The following is an 18,659-nucleotide window of genomic DNA, read 5'->3' on the forward strand; positions in this document are numbered from 1 at the left end:
AACGGCCCGACCGCATCTTAGCAAGTAATTACACCGGACTCGACCACATGTAACGCTTGTTACAAATCCGGAAGGCGACGGCCGCTCCCGCGGGCCGTCGCTTCCATCGCTGCACTGCTTCACCACTATTGCACTGCGGCGCTACTACTCCCCTTGCTCCCCTCCCCCTACCCTGCTGCCCGCTCGCCTTACTTGCGCTTGGCGATGGGCACGAACTTCAGATCTTCCGGGCCGACATAGTTGGCCGACGGGCGGATGATCTTGTTGTCGATGCGCTGCTCGATGATGTGCGCCGCCCAGCCCGAGGTGCGGGCAATGACGAACAGCGGCGTGAACATCGCGGTGGGCACGCCCATCATGTGATACGACACGGCCGAGAACCAGTCCAGGTTGGGGAACATCTTCTTGATGTCCCACATGACCGTTTCCAGGCGTTCGGCGATGTCGAACATCTTGGTCGAGCCGGCTTCCTTGGAGAGCTTGCGCGCCACTTCCTTGATGACCTTGTTGCGCGGGTCGGAGATGGTGTAGACCGGGTGACCGAAACCGATCACCACTTCCTTGTTCTCCACGCGACGGCGGATGTCGGCTTCGGCTTCATCCGGGTTGTCGTAGCGCTTCTGGATCTCGAAGGCCACCTCGTTGGCGCCACCGTGCTTGGGGCCGCGCAGCGCGCCGATGGCGCCGGTGATGGCCGAGTGCATGTCCGAGCCGGTACCGGCGATGACGCGACCGGTGAAGGTGGAGGCGTTGAACTCGTGCTCCGCGTACAGGATCAGCGAGGTGTGCATGGCCTTTTCCCAGGCATCGGATGGCTTCTCGCCGTGCAGCAGGTGCAGGAAGTGGGCGCCGATGGAATCATCATCGGTTTCCACTTCGATGCGGTTGCCGTTGTGGCTGTAGTGGTACCAGTACAGCAGCATGGAACCGAGCGAGGCCATCAGGCGGTCGGCGATGTCGCGCGCGCCGGGGGTGTTGTGGTCATCCTTCTCCGGCAGCACGCAACCCAGGGCCGAGACGCCGGTACGCATCACATCCATCGGATGCGAGGCCGCAGGCAGCCATTCCAGCGCCGCCTTGACGTTGGCCGGCAGGCCGCGCAGGGCCTTGAGCTTGGCCTTGTAGGCGCGCAGTTCGGCGGCGGTGGGCAGCTTGCCATGCACCAGCAGGTGGGCGATCTCTTCGAACTCGCAGTTGTCGGCCACGTCCAGGATGTCGTAGCCGCGATAGTGCAGGTCATTGCCGGTCTTGCCGACGGTACACAGGGCGGTGTTGCCGGCGGTGACGCCGGAGAGGGCAACGGACTTCTTGGGCTTGAAACCTGCGGCTTGTTGTTCGCTCATCGTGTTCTCCTCGTAGCGTGTTCGGTGAAACTGAATTGTCGGAAGGGATTACTTGTTCTTCTGCTGGGCAAACAGCGCATCCAGGCGCTGCTCGTAGCTGTGGTAGTCGATGCGGTCGTACAGTTCCATGCGGGTCTGCATGGTATCGACCACGTTCTTCTGGGTGCCGTCTCGGCGGATCGCCTGATAGACGTTTTCGGCCGCCTTGTTCATGGCGCGGAAGGCCGACAGCGGATAGAGCACCAGGCCGACGTCGGCGCCCTTGAGTTCGTCCACGGTGAACAGCGGGGTCGAGCCGAATTCGGTGATGTTGGCCAGGATCGGCACCTTCACCGCATTGGCGAACTGCTTGTACATACCCAGGTCGGTGATGGCTTCCGGGAAGATCATGTCGGCACCGGCTTCGACGCAGGCCACGGCGCGCTCCACGGCGGCTTCCAGGCCTTCCACGGCCAGTGCATCGGTGCGCGCCATGATGACGAAATTCTCATCGGTACGGGCATCCACGGCGGCCTTGATGCGGTCCACCATTTCCTGCTTGCTGACGATTTCCTTGCCGGGACGGTGACCGCAGCGCTTGGCGCCGACCTGGTCTTCGATGTGCATGGCGGCGGCACCGAACTTGATCATCGACTTCACGGTGCGGGCCACGTTGAAGGCCGAGGCGCCGAAGCCGGTATCGACATCCACCAGCAGCGGCAGGTCGCACACGTCAGTGATGCGGCGCACGTCGGTGAGTACGTCGTCCAGGTTGGAAATCCCGAGGTCGGGCAAGCCCAGGGAACCGGCCGCGACGCCGCCGCCGGACAGGTAGATCGCACGGAAGCCGGCGCGCTTGGCCAGCAGGGCGTGATTGGCGTTGATCGCGCCGATGACTTGCAAGGGGGATTCTTCCTGGACGGCCTGGCGGAACGCTGCGCCTGCGGAGTGGAGAGCCATGATGGACACCTTCTGTAAGGGTTGCTGGAGGTAGCGGACTATGGAGGGCCTTATTGCAACGGCCGTGCCATCGCACTGCAACATCCTGCGAAACCTGGCGGGCCTCTTTTGGGGTGATGTGAAACTTCCTTCCAGATCAATGACTTGCGAACAAAACCTGGCTCCCCTGCCACGCCAGCAGGCAGACCGGACGGGCGCTCCGGAGGCACGCCACCCTGTTTCATCAGTGTTACACTAATGTTTCACTGAAACATGGTGAACGTTTCTTCCTGGCTGGCTTCAGGCCTTTCCAGCCACCCTGAGTCGTCGTCCATCACCCTCAGCCACCCAGCGCCACGCCCATGAAACGCCCTGCCCCCACCGACCGCCACGCCGACAAACCCGTGATCTGGACCGCTTCGGTATCGCGCCTGTCGGAGCTGTTCCGCGACATCACGCTGGAGTTCGACGCGCTGGCCGACATCGAGCCCATCCACCTGGGGTTCGACGAGGCCGTGCGCGAGATCCGCGAACGCCTGGCCACGCAGCGCTGCGACGTGGTCATCTCGGCCGGCTCCAACGGCGCCTACCTCAAGAGCCGGTTGCCGGTGCCGGTGGTGGTGGCGCGCGCCAGCGGCTTCGACGTGATGCAGGCGCTGGCACGGGCGCGCCAGATCACCACGCGCATCGGCCTGGTCAGCTATCAGGAAGAGATGCCGGCACTGGCCGAGTTCCAGCAGATGTTCGGACTGGACATCGCCCAGCGCACCTATGCCACCGAGGAAGATGCGCGGGCCGTGGTCAATGAATTGAAGGCCGGTGGCATCGAGGCCGTGGTGGGTGCCGGCCTCATCACCGACCTGGCTGAAGAGGCCGGCATGCACGGCATCTTCCTGTATTCCTCGGCCACGGTGCGCCAGGCCTTCGAGGATGCGCTGGAACTGGCGCGCCTGACGCAACTGGAGAGCACGCGTGGCGCGCTCCTGCCGGTGGCCGACAGCCTGCGCGCACGTCATCACCTGAAGGACCTGCGGGGCGAATCGGCTGCCATGGAAGCGGTACGGCAATCGATCACGCTGTTTGCCCGTTCACCGGCCAGCGTACTGATCCAGGGCGAGACCGGCACCGGCAAGGAGCTGGCGGCGCAAGCCATCCATCGCGCCCATCCGCTGATGCAGGGCAAGACCCACGCAAGCCATCCCTTCGTGGCCATCAATTGCGGCGCGCTGGCGGAGTCGCTGCTGGAGTCCGAACTGTTCGGCTATGAAGAAGGTGCCTTCACCGGTTCGCGCCGGGGTGGGCGTGCCGGCGTGTTCGAGGCGGCCCATCGCGGCACGCTGCTATTGGATGAAATCGGCGAGATGCCGCTGCCCCTGCAGACCCGCCTGCTGCGCGTGCTGGAAGAGCGCGAGGTGGTGCGCGTCGGTGGCACGCGGCCGATCCCGGTGCAGGTGCGCATCATCAGCGCCACCCATTGCGACCTGGAGGCCAGGGTGCGCGAGGGCCGTTTCCGGGCCGACCTGTATTACCGGCTCAGCGTGCTGCGCCTGCCCCTGCCACCGCTGCGCGCACGCAGCGACGACGTGCCGGCACTGGTCGAGTGGCATCTCAAGCATGCACTGGCGGCGCTGGATGCCCGCCCGCATGCCAACCTGGGTGCGGAAATCCTGCGCTGCTCACCGCTGCTGTGCGCCTACGCCTGGCCGGGCAATGTGCGTGAACTGCGCAACCTGATGGAACGGCTGGCCCTGTTCCTGGCGGCCGAGCCGCTGCAGGCGCTGACCCCGGCCCTGATCCTGCGGGTAGCACCGGAACTGGCGCAGCACGCCAGCATGGCCAGCGCGACCGTGCAGGAGCCAGATGTCGTCACGGCCGCACCTGACGATGCGCAGATCCAGGCCGTGCTGCGCCGCTATCGCGGCAATCGCGCTGCCGCCGCACGCCATCTGGGGATGAGCCGGACCACCCTGTGGCGCCGCTTGAAGCAGCTATCGGATGAGGTCGACGAAGCTCAGCAATGAGCCGTCCGGCGTCAATCATTTACCCGATGCGACAGGCTTCCTGCGTCCTGATAATCCACCGCAGCGCGCCTTGACAGCCCCGCACTGCGGCGCCTATCCTCGCCCGCTGTAACGCCCACGGCCGATCGCATTTGCCCCGTGAGCGCGACAGGGAGCCCATAACCATCATTCAACCAGCCAGGCAGTCGTCCGCCCCGCCCGGGCGAGACCGGCGCGCAGCTCCTCCATCCACAGTCATCCATCAGGGAGTCTCCATGACCAGCAACACCACGGCGCCTGGCGCCGCCACCACGCATCCGCAGGCGCGGCGCGCGATCATCTCGTCTTCCATCGGCAATGCGCTCGAATGGTTCGACATCCTGATCTACGGCGCCTTCGCCGTGGTCATCGCCAAGCAGTTCTTCCCCACCGGGGACGACAGCGTTTCGCTGCTGCTGACGTTCGCCACCTTTGGCGTGTCCTTCTTCATGCGTCCGCTGGGCGCGGTGGTGCTGGGTGCCTATTCGGACCGCGCCGGCCGCAAGGCGGCACTGATGCTGTCGATCATGCTCATGACCATCGGCACCGCCATGATCGCCTTCATGCCCAGCTACGCCAGCATCGGCCTGCTGGCACCGGCCGGCATTGCACTGGGAAAGATGATCCAGGGCTTCTCGGCCGGTGGCGAGTTCGGTAGCTCCACCGCCTTCCTGGTGGAACACGCACCGCATCGCCGTGGTTACTTCTCCAGCTGGCAGGTGGCCAGCCAGGGCATCAGCCTGTTGCTGGCGGCGATCTTCGGCGCCGTGCTCAACAACATGCTCACGCCCGAGCAACTGGCTTCCTGGGGCTGGCGCGTGCCGTTCTTCTTCGGCCTGCTGATCGCACCGGCGGGTATCTACATCCGTCGTCACCTGGATGAAGCACCGGAATTCAAGGAGTCCAGCGAAAAGACCAATGCGCCCCTGCGCGATACCTTCACCAGCCAGAAGCTGCGCCTCCTGATCGGTTCGGGCAGCGTCATCATGGCCACCGTCTCGGTCTACCTGTCGCTGTACATCCCGACCTACGCGGTCAAGCAGCTGGGCCTGCCGGCATGGTCGTCGTTCGCCGCGATGTCGGTGGCCGGCCTGATCATGTTCATCGGCTCGCCGCTGGTGGGCGCAGCCTCCGACAAGATCGGCCGCACGCCGTTCATGATCGTCAGCAGCGCCCTGTACATCGTGCTGACCTATCCGATGTTCGTGTTCCTGACCAATTCGCCGGGCTTCCTGCAGCTGCTGTTGCTGCAGACCGTGATCGGCGTGCTCATGACCATGTACTTCGCCGCCATGCCGGCCCTGCTGGCCGACATCTTCCCGGTGGCCACGCGCGGCACCGGCATGTCGCTGGCCTATAACATCGCGGTGACCATCTTCGGCGGCTTCGCTGGCCTGATCATCACCTGGCTGATCGACTTCACCGGCAACAAGCTGTCGGTGAGCTACTTCGTCATCTTCGGCGCGGTGCTGAGCCTGATCGCTTCGGCGGCGGCGCGTTATGTGCTGAAGCTGCGCTGAGCGGCGATCGCGTAAATGATATAAATCGTTTCTCCCGGCAGTGTGGCGGGAGAAAATAAAAATGGCCTGGATCGCGAGATCCAGGCCATTTCCTTTTTTGTTTGCCGCCGCCTCTTCCCCTTGTTGCTCCTGCCCACGCGGCGGCACGCGGGCAGGCCTCCCCTGCTTGACTCGAGTTGGATCAGATGTGATCCGGTGCTAGCCGATCAATCGTCCTCGGCACCGCCAATACCCAGCTCCTGGATCTTGCGGGTGATGGTGTTGCGGCCGATGCCCAGGCGCACGGCGGCGTCGTTCTTGCGGCCGTGGGTGTGCTTGAGGGCGATCTTGATCAGCGCGGCTTCGAACTGGCGGCCGAGGATATCCATCACCTCCGGCTGCTCCGAGGCCAGCATCTGCGCGGCTTCGGTTTCCAGCAGCGAGATCCAGTTGCCGGCGACGGCTTCAGCCGGTGCCGCGCCTGCCGACAGCTCGGGCTGGGCCAGCGGTGCAGGCGTTCCGGCAGCCGAGGCCGGTGCCGACACGATCTGCGCCGGTTGCGGTGCATGCACGCGTTCTTCCACCAGGTCCTGCGGCAGGTCCTTGATTTCCACGGTCTGGCCCGGGGCCATGACGGTGATCCAGTTGCACAGGTTTTCCAGCTGGCGCACGTTGCCGGGGAATTCCAGTTGCGACAGGAACTGCATGGCCTGCGGTGACAGGCGCTTGGCTTCCACGCCCAGCTGGCGGGCGCTCTGGGTGAGGAAGTAGCGCGCCAGGATGGGAATGTCTTCGCTGCGCTCGCGCAGGCTGGGCAGGCGCAGGCGGATGACGTTGAGGCGGTGGTACAAGTCCTCGCGGAACAGGCCTTCGCGCACCCGGTGTTCCAGGTTCTGGTGGGTAGCGGCGATGACGCGCACGTTGGCCTTGAGCGATTGATGGCCGCCGACGCGATAGAAGTGGCCGTCGGAGAGCACGCGCAACAGGCGCGTCTGCAGGTCCAGCGGCATGTCGCCGATTTCGTCGAGGAACAGGGTGCCGCCCTCGGCCTGCTCGAAGCGGCCACGGCGCATGGCTTGCGCGCCGGTGAAGGCGCCGCGTTCATGGCCGAACAGTTCGGATTCCAGCAGGTCCTTCGGGATAGCAGCCGTGTTCAATGCCACGAAGGGCTGGCTGGCGCGCGGGCTGTGCTTGTGCAGGGCGCGTGCCACCAGTTCCTTGCCGGAGCCGGACTCACCGGTGATCAACACCGTCACGTTCGATTGCGACAGGCGACCGATGGCGCGGAACACGTCCTGCATCGCGGGCGCCTGGCCGAGGATTTCGGGGGTCTGTGCGGCACCTTGCTCGATATCGGTTTCGCGCAGGCTTTCATCCAGGGCGCGACGGATCAGTTCGACCGCCTTGTCGACGTCGAAGGGCTTGGCCAGGTATTCGAAGGCGCCGCCCTGGAAGGCCGAGACGGCCGAGTCCAGGTCCGAGAAGGCGGTGATGATGATCACCGGAATCCCGGGGTGCTTGGCCTTGACGGTCTGCAGCAGTTCCAGCCCGGAGGCGCCGGGCATGCGGATGTCGGAAACCAGCACTTGCGGCGTGCCGTTCTGCAGGGCCGCCATGGCATCGCGTGCGCTGGAAAAACTCTGCGTGGCGAGATTTTCTCGGGCCAGTGCTTTCTCAAGCACCCAGCGTATCGATTCGTCGTCGTCAACAATCCAGATCGGTTTCATAAATAGCTTTTTCCTGCGTTGGTCATGCTGTTAATGCTCCCGCGGCCACGACGCTTCTGACGCCGTGCCACAGCCCCCATGATGACGGGATGCCTTCCGTCATTCCGGCTTTGGCGCGCCGCCTGCGGCCATGGGCTCACGGCAGCGGTATAAGTATTCTGAAATCGGTACAACCCGGCCGGCTGTCGCATTCGATCACGCCCATGTGCTGATGCACGAAGGTCTGCGCCAGGGTCAGCCCCAGTCCGCTACCACCCTCCCGACCCGACACCAGGGGATAGAAGATTCTTTCCTGGATGTCTGGCGGAATACCCGGACCGTTATCGATGATATGCAAGTCTAGTGCCAGCCGGTATCTGACCTTGGATAGCGTCACCTGGCGGGAAACGCGGGTACGCAGGATCAGCTCGGCGTCACCCGCACGGATGCGGTCGGCCAGGGCCTGGGCCGCGTTGTGGACGATGTTCAATACCGCCTGGATCAGCTGTTCCTTGTCGCCCCGGAATTCGGGGATGGAAAGATCATAGTCGCGCTTGATGGTCAGCCCCTGCGGGAACTCGGCCATCACCAGGCTGCGCACGCGCTCGCACACTTCGTGGATGTTGACGTCGCCCACGATGTGGGGATGGCGGTGCGGTGCCAGCAGGCGATCGACCAGGGTCTGCAGGCGGTCGGCTTCCTTGATGATGACCTGGGTGTATTCGCGCAATTCCTTGAGGTGGCGCTCGGGCAGTTCCAGCTCCAGCAACTGGGCTGCGCCACGGATGCCGCCCAGCGGGTTCTTGATCTCGTGGGCCAGGTTGCGGATCAGTTCCTTGTTGGCCTGGCTCTGGTCGAACATGCGCTCTTCACGGTCCAGCTTCAATTGCTGGACGTTCTCGCGCAGCTCCAGCAGGACCGGCATGTCGGTGCTGTCCAGGGGCGTAACGATGGTGTGCACCTGCAACGGTTCGCGGTTGGCGCGTTCCAGCACCAGGTCCAGGCGCTTGTCGGCAAACTGGTGTTCGATGGCCTGGTAGAACAACGCGGTCAGCTCCTTGCCATTGAGGAAGAGCTCCGACAGCTTCTGCTGCGAGAGCACCTTGAAGGAACTCTCCAGCAGGTTCTCGGCGGCGGCGTTGGCATAGACGATGCCACCGGCAGCGTCCAGGATGATGACGGCCGAGGCCAGCAGGTCAAGACCATCGAGGGAAGGAAGAGGTGTCTTCATGGGAGGATTCGTGATGCCAGGGGTCATGTCGTCTTGCTCGGGCTAATGCAGTCATTGACCAGTCTGTCTAGCAATTTTCGGGCGCGCTGCCCGCCGTGGTCGGCGCCGCTGCCCATAAAAAAAGGGGAAGCAAGCTTCCCCTTTTTCTCCGGATGCGGATTCGATTACAGCGAGTAGTACATGTCGAATTCGATCGGGTGCGTGGTCATGCGGAAGCGTTGGACTTCCTGCATCTTCAGCTCGATGTAGGCATCGATCATGCTGTCGGTGAACACGCCACCACGGGTCAGGAACTCGCGATCCTTGTCCAGGTGATCCAGGGCTTCATCCAGCGAGGCGCAGACGGTCGGGATCAGCTTGTCTTCTTCCGGCGGCAGGTGGTACAGGTCCTTGGTCGCAGCTTCGCCCGGGTGAATCTTGTTCTGCACGCCATCCAGACCGGCCATCAGCAGCGCCGAGAAGCACAGGTACGGGTTGGCCAGGGGATCCGGGAAGCGGGTTTCGATACGACGGCCCTTCGGGTTGGCGACGTGGGGGATACGGATCGAGGCCGAGCGGTTACGGGCCGAGTAGGCCAGCTTGACCGGGGCTTCGAAGCCGGGGACCAGACGCTTGTACGAGTTGGTGCCGGGGTTGGTGATGGCGTTGAGTGCCTTGGCGTGCTTGATGATGCCGCCGATGTAGTACAGCGCGAATTCCGACAGGCCAGCGTAGCCGTCGCCTGCGAACAGGTTCTTGCCATCCTTCCAGACGGATTGGTGCACGTGCATGCCGGAGCCGTTGTCGCCGACCAGGGGCTTGGGCATGAAGGTAGCGGTCTTGCCGTAGGTGTGGGCAACGTTCCAGATCACGTACTTCAGGGTCTGGGTCCAGTCAGCGCGCTCGACCAGGGTCGAGAACTTGGTGCCCAGTTCGTTCTGGCCAGCGCCAGCCACTTCGTGGTGGTGCACTTCGACGGGGATGCCCAGGGATTCCAGGATCAGGGACATTTCCGAACGCATGTCCTGGAAGCTGTCGACCGGAGGAACCGGGAAGTAGCCGCCCTTGACGGTCGGACGGTGGCCGGAGTTGCCGCCTTCGATCTTGGCGCCGGTGCTCCAGGAAGCTTCTTCGGAGTCGATCTTGACGAAGGAGCCGGACATGTCAGCACCCCAACGCACGCCGTCGAAGATGAAGAATTCGGGTTCCGGACCGAAGTAGGCGGTGTCGCCCAGGCCGGAAGACTTCAGGTAGGCTTCAGCGCGCTTGGCGATGGAGCGCGGATCACGGTCGTAGCCCTTGCCGTCGGACGGCTCGATCACGTCACATTGCATGAAGAGGGTGGTCTCTTCCATGAACGGGTCGATGTTGGCGGTGTTCGGGTCCGGGATCAGCAGCATGTCGGAGGCTTCGATACCCTTCCAGCCGGCGATCGACGAACCGTCGAAGGCGTGACCGGATTCGAACTTGTCGATGTCGAAATGCGAAACAGGCACGGAAACGTGCTGTTCCTTGCCACGGGTGTCAGCGAAACGGAAGTCAACAAACTTGACTTCGTTGTCCTTCACCATCTTCAAAACCTCTGCGGCCGTCCTTGCCATGCGAATCTCCTAAAACGAGGAAGTAGTATAAATTGGGGTGTGAGCCGTTTTCTGCGACTGGATCTTTGCATTTGATACAACGGTCTTGCGCCGAACTCAGTCGCGGATGATAGCAGATTCCATGCCATCGACCTTTGGGGTAGCCCGATAATGGAATATTTTAGGGAGGACGCGGCCTTCGGGCCGTTCCCCACGGTGCAGGAATCAGCATCACAAGCCTTGTTTTGGTGCATTTTTCTTCTTTTGCACCAAATTACTGCATTTTTTGATGGGACCAGCCGATTTGCACATTGATGGTGCGTGCGCCGTACTGGGGCATCCTGTAACTCCGGCTGCGCAATGCACCGACTTGGAAATTGCCGAAATGTATATATTGTTTAGAATCAAGTCTTTCATCGGGCTGCGCGGCTGATCCTGCCATCGTCGGCCTCACCCATGTTGACCCGTTCCGAGAATTCCACGCCCCCTTCTTCCCGAGATCAAATGCCATGAGCCCCCAAGACATCCTCTCCAAAGCCCAGCAACGCGGCACCGACGGCCAGTTACCCTATGCCGGCGCAGTCACCCCGCAGGAAGCGCTGGCCCTGATCCAGGCCGACACTAGCGTGAAGCTGGTGGACGTGCGCACGCGCGCCGAGCGCGACTGGATCGGGACCGTGCAGATTCCGGCGGCGCAGCACCTGGCGGTGCAATGGAATCTCTACCCCGAGGGCAAGTCCAATCCGGAATTCCTGCCGCAATTGAAGGAAGTCACCCTGCCCGATGAAGTGCTGCTGTTCCTGTGCCGCTCCGGCGTGCGTTCCAAACACGCAGCCAAGCTGGCCACGGAACATGGCTACACCCGCTGCTTCGACATCCTGGAAGGCTTCGAAGGCAACAAGGACGCGGCCGGACATCGCAAGACGGTGGAAGGCTGGTGCTTCGGCGGGCTGCCCTGGGTGGGCGCCTGAAGCCAACCCGGTATCGCTGATCAGGATTGCAGGCTGCGCGCCTGCAGTGCATTGCCCAATGACTGCAGCAGCAGGCTGATCGCATCGGCAGCGCCAGGGCCGCCGAGCAGGGCCTCGTCCACGCATTCCAGCAAGGCCACGATCTCGGCCCGGCCCATGGTCAGCGCCGCGCCCCGCATACGGTGGGTGAGCCGGCTCATACGGGCGGCATCACCCTCCTCCCGCGCCTGCTGCAGTGCCTGCAGATCATGCAGGGAAGTCGTCAGGAACAGCCGGGCCAGGTCCTGGTCGTGTTCTTCCTCGGGACTGGCGGCCTCGCCTTCCTCGCCCAGCTCGTGATCGCACCACAGCGCCAGCAGGCGGCGGATGGCCAGGGTCTGCAAGGGCTTGTCGAGCATCCCATCCATGCCGCTGTCCAGGCAGCGCTGTACGTGCGCAGGATCGGCCTCGGCCGAGATGCCGATCAGCGGCGTGTAGGGCCGCTCGGGCTGCGCCTGCTCCAGCTGGCGGACCTGGCGCGCCACGTCCTGGCCCAGGATGTCCGGCAGGAAGCAATCCAGCAGCACCAGCCCATAGGGGCGGGCCTGGATTGCCGCCAGCGCGGCGCTGCCGTCGGCGACGCTGTCGACCTCGCAACCCATCAGCTGCAGCCGGCTTTGCATTGCATACCGGATGGTGGCCGAGTCATCAACGAGCAGCACCCGCGGCCCACTGTCCTTCATCATTGCAACTCCCTATGTGGTGCGCTTTACAGGTCCTTGATCTGGTATTCGATCTTGAACAGTTCATTGTCGCTGCGCACGCCCAGCTTGCGGAAGGCCGATTGCTTCTGCCCGCTGATAGTCTTGACGCTGCGGGCAAACTTGTCGGCGATGTCAGTCACCGACAAGCCATCCAGGCAGCAGCGCAAGACTTCGCGTTCGCGTGGCGACAGGTTGGGCATGTCCGACAGCGAATCCGAGGAAGGCGGTGTCGTGCGCGCACGGCGCGCCGGACGCGCTTCGGACTTGCCGCCGGATACCGGCTCAGCCACCTGCATGGCCGCCAGTTCGCGGGTCAGGGCCGCATTGTGGTACTCCCGCCCCAGCCCGATGGTGCGGATGGCCTGGATCAGTTCGCCCAGCTCCTGCGACTTGCCCACAAAGCCCCGCGCCCCCGCCTTCATGGCCATGGCCACGGTGGCCGCATTGTGATGCGCCGAGGTGACCAGAATCTTGCTGCGGGGGAAGCGCACGCGCAACGCCCGGATCAGGTTCAGACCATCGATGTCATTGCTGCCCAGCGAATAATCGATCAGCAGCAGGTCCGCTGGCGACGCGCGCAGCGCGGTCATCAACTCCTTGCTGGTGGCGAAGGCGCCGACGACCTCGAAGTCCGGCTCCTCGGCCAGTCGCTTCGCCAATCCGTATCGAACCACGGCGTGGTCGTCAAGCAAGGCGATGCGCATCGCCGAAGCCAGTGTCCATGTCATCCTTGCCCTTTGCTCTCTGTCGTTGTTCGATTTTTGTCCGTTTTATATCCGCTTTTCCCCCGAATCCGGCGCGGCGGCGAGGCGCCATTGTGGGGCGCTGGCCCCGCATCGGCAAGCCAGTATCTGTTGCTTAAACAGGTCTTGAATCCGGCTCCGGTTTTCGAAGGCGCTATTGTGGTGGAGCCCAGGCCCAGGGCGCATAAGAATCGTCTGAAAAATATCGCTCTCTCGCAAAACTTCTGCCGTTTTGGGGCAGCTCGGCTCCCGCGTGACAAGAGACTGACAAACAGTCACAGGAAGCGTGTGCGAACGACAACCATCCCTGCCCCGATGGACGGGCTGCTCATCTGCTGCTCATAAGCTGCTCAGCGAGATGTCAGCTGACCGGCCTATGATCGGCGCTGCTTGCATTACACTTTTTTACAGCCATCAAGTGAAGCATTGCGCATACTCGGCAAGAATTTCTCAACAAATTTCGAGACCACGAGGCTCATCCATGCGTCCGCTGCGCCCAGCCCCGGTGTTGTTGTCGGCCTTGCTGATCTGCAGCCTGGCACGCGCCGCCACGCCGGTCGACGAGATCCCGCTGTCGCCCTCGGAACGCGCTCTGCACGTGCTCAACCGCCTGGGCTACGGACCCCGCCCTGGCGCGCTGGAAGAGGTCGAGCAGATGGGCGTTGCACGCTACATCGACCAGCAACTGCACCCCGAACGCATTCCCCTGCCGGCCGACCTGCAGGCTCGACTGGCTGCCCTGCCGGCACTGCAGATGACAACGTCGCAACTGTTCATCGATTACGGTCCGCCCTCCTTCAACCCGAAGGCCAGCAAGGAAGAACAGCAGGTCGCCCGCCAGCGCGCACCACGCGAACTGACCCCGCAATTCCACATGGCGCGCCTGCTGCAGGCCACCGAAAGTCCGCGTCAGCTGGAAGAAGTGATGACCGAATTCTGGGCCAATCACTTCAATCTCTTCGAGGGCAAGGATTGGGTGCGCTACTGGGTGGGTGACTACGAAAAGAACGCCATCCGTCCCTATGCCCTGGGCCACTTCCGCGACCTGCTGGGCGCAGTGGCGCATCACCCGGCGATGCTGTACTACCTCGATAACTGGCTCTCCAGTGGTGTCGGTACGCCCGGTGCGCGGGGCCGCTTCAAGGGACTCAACGAAAACTACGCACGTGAACTGATGGAGTTGCACACCCTGGGCGTGGATGGCGGCTACCAGCAGGCCGATGTCATCACCCTGGCGCGCATCCTCTCGGGCTGGACCATCGACGTCGATGCCATGAAGGCCGGCGCGGCGCCCTTCAGCTTCAACGCCCAGCGTCATGACGCCGCCCCCAAGGTCTTCCTCGGCAAGCCACTGGCGGCCAGCGGCTACCAGGAGGGCGAGGCGGCGCTGGACATCCTGGCCAGCCATCCTTCGACGGCGCGCTTCATCTCCACGCAGCTGGTGCAGTACTTCGTCTCCGACCAGCCCGATCCGGCGCTGGTGCAAAAGCTTGCGCAGACCTTCCTGTCCACGCGCGGCGACATCCGCGCCGTCCTCAAGACCTTGTTCGACAGCCCGCAGTTCTGGGCGCGCAGCAATTACCAGACGCAGTTCAAGACGCCGTATCAATTCGTGGTCTCGTCCCTGCGCGCAAGCGATACGACGGTGCGCAACGGCAAGCCGGTCAGCGGCGCGCTGGCACAGTTCGGCATGCCGCTGTATGGCTGGCTCACACCAGAAGGCTACAAGTATTCCCAGGCGGCCTGGCTCAATCCGGACGCCCTGCTGCGACGGATCAACTTCGCCGGTGGCCTGGCCGGTGGCAAGTCGCCGATCGCGCGCCTGGAAGGCGCGCCGCAACCCACCGATAGCGAGGCCCGTCCACCCGATCCGCAACAGCTGCTGCGCACGCTGGGCCCGGCCATCACACCCCAGGCCGTCGCCCGTATCGATACCGCACCCGCGAATCAGCGCACCGCCCTGATCCTGGGCAGCCCCGATTTCATGAAACGCTGATCCACCGTCGAGGACTTCCATGAACCGTCGCGATTTCATCCGTTACCTGGGCGCCGCCGGCTGTGGCGCCGTGCTGGTGCCGATCGGACTGTCGGGTTGCGCCGTCGTCCCCGCCGGCGACCACGGCATCAGCCGCGCCGGCCACACGCCGGGCCAGGTGGCCTACGGCTCTCCTGCCCCGCGTGCGCGTGCCAGCGGTGACGGTGCCCCGCGCATGGTGGTGGTGTTCCTGCGCGGCGCGGTGGATGGTCTGAACGTCGTGGTGCCCCATGGCGATCCGCTGTATTACCAGGCCCGCCCGAGCATCGCCGTGGCGCGTCCCGGGCAGGCCAATGGCGTGCTGGACCTGACCGGCTACTTCGGTCTGCATCCATCGTTGCAGCCGCTGCTGCCGTACTGGGAGAGTGGCCGGCTGGCCTTCGTGCAGGCATCCGGTTCACCCGACGGCTCGCGCTCACACTTCGAGGCGCAGGACATGATGGAAACCGGGACACCCGGCCAGCACAACACGCGCGACGGCTGGCTCAACCGGGTCATGGACTACCTGCCGCCGGCCGAATCACCGCTGCAGGCCATCAACGTCGGCAGCGCCACGCCACGCATCCTGAGCGGCCGCAATGTGGTGGCCAACCTGCAGAGCGGACGCGAAGCCACCCGCCCCGGCATGATCGACCAGCCGCGCTGGAGCCAGCTGTTCGACCCGCTCTATGGCGCCGACGATGCCCTGGGCAAGGCCTATCGCGACGGCATGGCAGCGCGCAAGCAACTCATTGCCGAGATCAACAGCCAGGAACAGCAGATGGCCAACAACGGCGCGCCGCTGCCCAACGGTCTGTCGCTGGACACCGCCCGCCTGGGTCGCCTGATGCGCCACGACCCGCGCATTCGCCTGGCCTTCCTGGCCGTCGGTGGATGGGATACCCACATCAACCAGGGCAATGGCACCGGACAATTGGCCGGCCGCCTTTCGCCGCTGGCCAGCGGGCTGGCGACACTGGCGCAGGAACTGGGGCCGGCCTTCAACGACACGGTGATCGTGGTGATGTCCGAATTCGGCCGCACCTTCCGCGAGAACGGCAACGGCGGTACCGATCATGGTCACGGCAATGCGATGTGGCTGATGGGCGGCAACCTGCACGGCGGCAAGATCTACGGACAATGGCCGGGCTTGAACCAGGCGGCCTTGAATGAAGGGCGCGACCTGGCCATCACGACGGATTACCGGGCCGTGCTGTGCGCATTGGCCGAGCGGCATATGCGCATCCCGGATCGGGCGCTGGACAAGGTCTTTCCGCAATATGCCAGTGGCGCCAGAGGTGTACCGAACCTGTTCATCTGAAGTACGTTAATCGTGGGACGAAAAAAAACGCATCGATGTCGATGCGTTTTTCATGGGCGCAGCAAAGTGGCTCACTCTGCCTCGGCAATCCAGGCCGCCTGGATCGCTTCGAGGATGCGCTCTCCAGAGCGGTTGGGATCGTCGTCGAATCCGTCGAGCTCCATCACCCAGCGATGCAGGTCGGTGAAGCGGATGGTCTTGGGATCAGTATCCGGGAACTTGTCATAGAGTTCCTCGGCGATCTGCTGGGTGTCGGTCCATTTCATGTCGATCTCCCGGCACGGCCGATGCCGTGCCCGCTCAATGGTTTTCGGAGGCGTGGTTGATGGTGTACTTGGGAATTTCGACGGTCAGGTCTTCTTCGCCCAGCACCACCTGGCAGGACAGGCGGGAGGTGGCCTCCAGGCCCCAGGCCATGTCCAGCAGGTCTTCTTCCTTGTCGGTGGGGTCGTCCAGCGAATTGAAGCCTTCGCGGATGACCACATGGCAAGTGGTACAGGCGCAGGATTTTTCGCAGGCGTGCTCGATGTCGATGTCGCTGTCCAGCAGCGCGTCGCACAGGGTCTTGCCAGCCGGGGCGTCGATCACCGAGCCTTCGGGGCAGAGGACCGGATGGGGGAGGATAACGATCTGGGGCATGGTGGCTCTCGGGTCTTTCTACAGTGTTCGGGTCAGGACGTCGCTCAGGCGACTTCATCCAGCTTCTTGCCGGCCAGTGCGGCATGGACGCTGCGGTCCATGCGGCGGGCGGCGAATTCTTCGGTGCCATGGGCCAGGGCGTCAACCGCGGCCTTGATGGCGAGGTGATCGTTGCCCTGGGCAGCGGCGGTGACGGCTTCCATCTGTGCTTCGATGTCAGCACGCTCCTGTTCGGACAGCAAGGCAGCATCGGCCTGCAGCGCCGAGCGGGTGGCCAGGACGATGCGTTCGGCTTCGACCTGCTCTTCCCGCAAGGCACGACGTTGCATGTCCTCATCGGCAGAACTGAAGGACTCTTGCAGCATGCGGGCGATCTCGTCGTCCGCCAGGCCATAGGACGGCTTGACGGTGATGGAGGCTTCCACGCCGGAGGTCATCTCGCGGGCTGACACGGCCAGCAGGCCGTCGGCGTCGACCTGGTAGGTCACGCGGATGCGCGCCGCACCGGCGGCCATGGGGGGAATGCCGCGCAGTTCGAAACGCGCCAGCGAGCGGCAGTCGGCCACCAGTTCACGCTCGCCTTGCACCACGTGGATGGCCATGGCGGTCTGGCCGTCCTTGAAGGTGGTGAATTCCTGGGCACGCGCGCAGGGAATGGTGGAGTTGCGCGGGATGACCTTCTCGGCCAGGCCGCCCATGGTTTCGATGCCCAGCGACAGCGGGATCACGTCCAGCAGCAGCCAGTCGTCGCCCGGCGCACGGTTGCCGGCCAGCAGGTTGGCCTGCACGGCCGCGCCCAGCGCCACCACCTTGTCGGGGTCGATGTTGGACAGCGGATTGGTCTTGAAGAACTCGCCCACGGCGCGGCGGATGTGCGGCATGCGGGTGGCACCGCCGACCAGCACCACGCCATCCACGTCTTCCACGGTCAGGCTGGCGTCGCGCAGAGCCTTGCGTACCGGCGCCATGGTCTTGGCCACCAGGTGCTGGGTGATCTCGTTGAATTGCGCGGCGGTGATGGAGAGATGCACTTCCTCGCCGGAGCGGAGCACGGCGTCGATCTGCACTTCGTCCTTGGTGGAGAGCAGTTCCTTGACCTCACGTGCCTTGACCATCAAGAGACGGGTGTCTTCGTCCGACAGCGGCTGCAGCTGGGCTTCGTGGCTGATCCAGCAGAACAGGCGGTGGTCGAAGTCGTCACCACCCAGGGCCGAATCGCCACCGGTGGCCAGCACTTCGAACACGCCACGGGTGAGCTTGAGGATGGAAATATCAAAAGTACCGCCACCCAGGTCGTAGACCGCGAAGATACCCTCGGAGGAATTGTCCAGGCCGTAGGCGATGGCCGCCGCCGTCGGTTCGTTCAGCAGGCGCAGCACGTTGATGCCGGCCAGTTGCGCGGCATCCTTGGTGGCCTGGCGCTGGGCATCGTCGAAGTAGGCCGGCACGGTGATGACGGCACCCACCAGGTCGTCGCCCAGGGCGTCTTCGGCGGTCTGGCGCAGCGTGGCCAGGATCTGCGCCGATATCTCCACCGGGCTCTTCACGCCGGCCACGGTCTTGATCTGCACCATGCCGGGCTGGTCCTGGAAGTCATAGGGCATGTTCTCGGCGTGGGCGATGTCCTTCAGGCCACGGCCCATGAAGCGCTTGACCGAGATGATGGTATTGCGCGGATCGGTGGTCTGCGCGGCCTGTGCCTTGTAGCCGATGTTGGCGTGGCCGTTGGGCAGGTAGCGCACCACCGAGGGCAGCAGCACGCGGCCGTCGTCGTCGGCCAACACTTCGGGGATGCTGTTGCGCACGGTGGCCACCAGCGAATTGGTGGTGCCCAGGTCGATGCCGATGGCCAGGCGACGCTGGTGCGGCGCGGTGGACATGCCCGGTTCGGAAATCTGCAGTAAAGCCATAGGTGTTGTGACTCGTCGTGATG

General features: G+C 63.8%; 15 protein-coding genes. 5 read left to right on the forward strand and 10 right to left on the reverse strand.

The genetic code is table 11. The annotated features are described in order from the left end of the window. Positions 1-188: 188 nt before the first annotated feature. Together prpC and prpB are read right to left on the reverse strand one after the other, a co-directional pair. Complete coding sequence (prpC, locus tag HFRIS_RS18210) at positions 189-1,343, reverse strand: bifunctional 2-methylcitrate synthase/citrate synthase (protein WP_006712797.1); 1,155 nt, start codon at positions 1,341-1,343, stop codon at positions 189-191. Positions 1,344-1,391: 48 nt separating this feature from the next. Next, the gene (gene prpB, locus HFRIS_RS18215) at positions 1,392-2,282 is read right to left on the reverse strand and encodes a methylisocitrate lyase (RefSeq protein WP_006712799.1); all 891 of its coding nucleotides are present in this window, start codon (positions 2,280-2,282) and stop codon (positions 1,392-1,394) included. A gap of 341 nt (positions 2,283-2,623) precedes the next feature. On the opposite strand from prpB, the gene prpR reads away from it, so the two are divergent. Beyond that, complete coding sequence (prpR, locus tag HFRIS_RS18220; protein WP_006712801.1) at positions 2,624-4,282, forward strand: propionate catabolism operon regulatory protein PrpR; 1,659 nt, start codon at positions 2,624-2,626, stop codon at positions 4,280-4,282. A gap of 254 nt (positions 4,283-4,536) precedes the next feature. After that, the gene (locus HFRIS_RS18225; RefSeq protein WP_006712803.1) at positions 4,537-5,820 is read left to right on the forward strand and encodes an MFS transporter; all 1,284 of its coding nucleotides are present in this window, start codon (positions 4,537-4,539) and stop codon (positions 5,818-5,820) included. 206 nt (positions 5,821-6,026) lie between these two features. On the opposite strand, the gene ntrC is transcribed toward HFRIS_RS18225, so the two are convergent. The 3 genes from ntrC to glnA all read right to left on the reverse strand — a co-directional run bounded on the left by ntrC (position 6,027) and on the right by glnA (position 10,316). Beyond that, positions 6,027-7,526, reverse strand: a complete 1,500-nt coding sequence (gene ntrC, locus HFRIS_RS18230; RefSeq protein ID WP_006712804.1) for a nitrogen regulation protein NR(I) — start codon at positions 7,524-7,526, stop codon at positions 6,027-6,029. Positions 7,527-7,662: 136 nt separating this feature from the next. Then, complete coding sequence (glnL, locus tag HFRIS_RS18235) at positions 7,663-8,736, reverse strand: nitrogen regulation protein NR(II) (RefSeq protein ID WP_006712806.1); 1,074 nt, start codon at positions 8,734-8,736, stop codon at positions 7,663-7,665. Between the two features lie 164 nt (positions 8,737-8,900). Further along, entirely contained in the window at positions 8,901-10,316 is a 1,416-nt protein-coding gene (gene glnA / locus HFRIS_RS18240) for a type I glutamate--ammonia ligase (protein WP_006712808.1), read from the reverse strand. 488 nt (positions 10,317-10,804) lie between these two features. Here glnA and HFRIS_RS18245 point away from each other — a divergent pair, with 488 nt between their 5' ends. Then, complete coding sequence (locus HFRIS_RS18245; RefSeq protein ID WP_006712810.1) at positions 10,805-11,266, forward strand: rhodanese-like domain-containing protein; 462 nt, start codon at positions 10,805-10,807, stop codon at positions 11,264-11,266. A 20-nt stretch (positions 11,267-11,286) separates the two neighbouring features. Here HFRIS_RS18245 and HFRIS_RS18250 read toward each other — a convergent pair whose 3' ends face one another. Next, on the reverse strand, positions 11,287-11,991 hold the full coding sequence (locus HFRIS_RS18250; protein WP_039876378.1) for an Hpt domain-containing response regulator: 705 nt from the start codon (positions 11,989-11,991) through the stop codon (positions 11,287-11,289). Between the two features lie 23 nt (positions 11,992-12,014). Then, positions 12,015-12,737 (reverse strand): response regulator transcription factor, encoded by a 723-nt coding sequence (locus tag HFRIS_RS18255; protein ID WP_039876380.1) that lies wholly within the window; start codon positions 12,735-12,737, stop codon positions 12,015-12,017. Positions 12,738-13,233: 496 nt separating this feature from the next. Here HFRIS_RS18255 and HFRIS_RS18260 point away from each other — a divergent pair, with 496 nt between their 5' ends. Both HFRIS_RS18260 and HFRIS_RS18265 read left to right on the forward strand, forming a co-directional pair. Further along, positions 13,234-14,748 carry a DUF1800 domain-containing protein gene (locus HFRIS_RS18260; protein ID WP_006712816.1) on the forward strand — a complete coding sequence of 505 codons (1,515 nt, stop codon included), beginning with the start codon at positions 13,234-13,236 and terminating at the stop codon, positions 14,746-14,748. A gap of 19 nt (positions 14,749-14,767) precedes the next feature. Then, positions 14,768-16,087 carry a DUF1501 domain-containing protein gene (locus HFRIS_RS18265; protein ID WP_006712818.1) on the forward strand — a complete coding sequence of 440 codons (1,320 nt, stop codon included), beginning with the start codon at positions 14,768-14,770 and terminating at the stop codon, positions 16,085-16,087. Positions 16,088-16,158: 71 nt separating this feature from the next. Here HFRIS_RS18265 and iscX read toward each other — a convergent pair whose 3' ends face one another. From iscX to hscA, 3 genes are read right to left on the reverse strand one after another with little or no spacing between them, the layout of a single operon-like run. Next, entirely contained in the window at positions 16,159-16,353 is a 195-nt protein-coding gene (iscX, locus tag HFRIS_RS18270; RefSeq protein WP_006712820.1) for a Fe-S cluster assembly protein IscX, read from the reverse strand. Positions 16,354-16,387: 34 nt separating this feature from the next. Further along, positions 16,388-16,726, reverse strand: coding sequence for an ISC system 2Fe-2S type ferredoxin (fdx, locus tag HFRIS_RS18275; protein WP_006712821.1), 339 nt, complete (start codon positions 16,724-16,726; stop codon positions 16,388-16,390). 44 nt (positions 16,727-16,770) lie between these two features. After that, entirely contained in the window at positions 16,771-18,636 is a 1,866-nt protein-coding gene (hscA, locus tag HFRIS_RS18280) for a Fe-S protein assembly chaperone HscA (RefSeq protein WP_006712822.1), read from the reverse strand. Positions 18,637-18,659 lie beyond the last annotated feature (23 nt).

It is taken from the genome of Herbaspirillum frisingense GSF30, assembly GCF_000300975.2.
Taxonomy (GTDB): Bacteria; Pseudomonadota; Gammaproteobacteria; order Burkholderiales; family Burkholderiaceae_D; genus Herbaspirillum; species Herbaspirillum frisingense.